Source organism: Saccharopolyspora sp. NPDC050389 (assembly GCF_040655595.1).
Taxonomy (GTDB): Bacteria; Actinomycetota; Actinomycetes; order Mycobacteriales; family Pseudonocardiaceae; genus Saccharopolyspora.
The window spans coordinates 1-2,178 of the sequence record NZ_JBFAKG010000109.1; the positions used below are offsets into that span (position 1 = coordinate 1).

Here is a 2,178-nt window from a genome sequence, read left to right on the forward strand (position 1 = left end):
GATCGCGACCCCACCAAGCTGAGCACCGGAGAAGTCCTTGAGCGAGCCGAGCAACCGCCCCATCGGGGTCCGCGCTCCCGCCACGATCACAGAACTACCCACCACTGCCTCCCGGTGCGTCCTCGTCGACTGCCACGTCATCGATGCGTCGCAGCACCATCATGGCCCCGCTGGCGCCCCCGGACCATACCCGCGGTGACACCCGGTGCCACCTGTGACGACTGCCATAACCAGGCGCAACGACTGACAGAAAGGTTCCCTTGCTTCAGCCACCACAGGCGTCGGTGACAGGAAAGTTCCCATGCTCTCAACGCCACCCGCCACGGCAATCCAGCCGCCCAGATGACAGAAAGGCTCCCTTCCTCGCAAGCCCTGGCGGCGCTGCCCGGCCGCCCGCGGACGGCCGGGCATGACAGAAAGGTTCCCTTGCTCTCACCCACGCGGGCGTCGGTGACAGAAAGGTTCCCTTGCTTTCAGCAGTTGCCGGTGCCGGTGGTGGTGTCGCACAGGCTTGATTCGGCGGCCCAGGACAGCTTGGTCCGGGCGTTGACGCCGAGTTCCCGGGAGGCCGACACGTCGGTGTCCGCGCCGGAGTCGGCTTTCAGCCAGTACCGCACCTCGTAGTCCTTGCCACCCTCCGTGTAGGTGAAGACGTAGAACGGTGCCGGGACCGGGGCCGGTCCGAAGTCAGGCGCGGTCCAGGCCTTTTCGCCCTGCGCCTCGCTCGGGTCGACGTACAGGCAGTCGTACTTGGCACCCTCGTAGGTGCAGTCGCGCGACTGCGCCCCGCCGTACCTGGTGACGCTGGCGTCCTTGGTGACGCCGTCGGCTTCCAGCCGCTGGTAGATCGCCTCGCAGGCTCCCGCGTCGCAGGCGTGCCAGTCCTTCCACGCGGCGGCGCGGGCACTCGCGGCAGATGATCCGCCGTTGGTCGCGGCGCAGTACTTGCCGACCATGTACGGCGCCATCTTCCGCGCGGCATCGACCGAGTCGATAGCGGTCCCGGCGGTTTCCTCGGCGCCGAGCCCGGCCGAGTCGAGCTGCCAGATGCCGACGCCGGGGTTGAAGAACAGGCCTTCGGCGCGTTGTTCGGGATCGGCGAGGGACGTCTGGTCGTCGTAGCGGGACAGGGTCATCGGCGACGGGGCCTTGCCGGATCCCGCCACTTCCGGCCACGTCGTGGACAGCGTCAGGTTCGTCGCGGCCTCGGCGCTGATCTTGCAGTCGGCCGCTCCGGCCGCTTCCTCGGCGGCGGTGCTCACGGCTTCGTACGGCTCGGTCCCGAACGCCAGCGGCCCGGGCGCGACCCAGGCCCGGTCCCGGCGCAGTTGGTCCGCGTTCGGGTTGTCGCCGCCTCCGCCGCTGGTCACGCCGTCGCCTCCGGCGGCCAGCGCGGCGGGTAGGCCTACTCCGATGGTGACTCCGAGCGCCACCGTCAGGATCGCGAGCCCGCGAACCGGTCCACGTTGCTTCCTCGCCATCCTCGCCCCTCTCACGTGAATCAGCCACATGCTCGTGCGTAGCAAGGTCACCCGACTCCGCTCGTTGGGGCAATTCGATCTTCCGGATTTGCCGGTATTCCCGGAAAATGTGAGCGCGAGTTAGGCTGCGGGCATGCGAGAGGACTTAACCGGCCTGGTCACGGCAGTGGATCACGTGGGCATCGCGGTAGCGGATCTGGACGCGGCCATCGCCTTCCAGCGGGACACCTTCGGCCTGGAGGTCGCCCACTCCGAGGTCAACGAGGAGCAGGGCGTGCGCGAGGCGATGCTGCGGGCGCCCGGCGACACCACCGGCGCGACGCAGATCCAGCTCATCGCGCCGCTGAGCGACGATTCGGCGATCGCGAAGTTCCTGGATCGCAACGGCCCCGGCCTGCAGCAGCTCGCCTACCGGGTGACCGACGTCGAGGCGGCCATGGCGGCGATCCGCGCCAAGGGCTTGCGGCTGCTCTACGACGAACCGCGCCGCGGCACGGCGAACAGCCGCATCAACTTCGTGCACCCCAAGGACGCCGGCGGCGTCCTCGTCGAACTCGTCGAACCCGCAGAGGTCCACTGAGGACGCCACCTGGGTCGGGGGGGTTTTTTTTGTGGCACAACAAAAAAAAAAAAAACAACACCGGGGAGGGGGGGGGCGCCAGCAACCGGGGGGGGGGGGGTGGCAGGCCGCCCCCCG

At 68.6% G+C, this 2,178-nt stretch carries 2 protein-coding genes; one reads left to right on the forward strand and one right to left on the reverse strand.

The genetic code is table 11. The features are described 5' to 3' along the window. Positions 1-473: 473 nt before the first annotated feature. On the reverse strand, positions 474-1,481 hold the full coding sequence (locus AB0I53_RS42380; RefSeq protein WP_358614983.1) for a hypothetical protein: 1,008 nt from the start codon (positions 1,479-1,481) through the stop codon (positions 474-476). 133 nt (positions 1,482-1,614) lie between these two features. Here AB0I53_RS42380 and mce point away from each other — a divergent pair, with 133 nt between their 5' ends. Beyond that, positions 1,615-2,061 carry a methylmalonyl-CoA epimerase gene (gene mce / locus AB0I53_RS42385; RefSeq protein WP_358614985.1) on the forward strand — a complete coding sequence of 149 codons (447 nt, stop codon included), beginning with the start codon at positions 1,615-1,617 and terminating at the stop codon, positions 2,059-2,061. Positions 2,062-2,178: the final 117 nt, after the last annotated feature.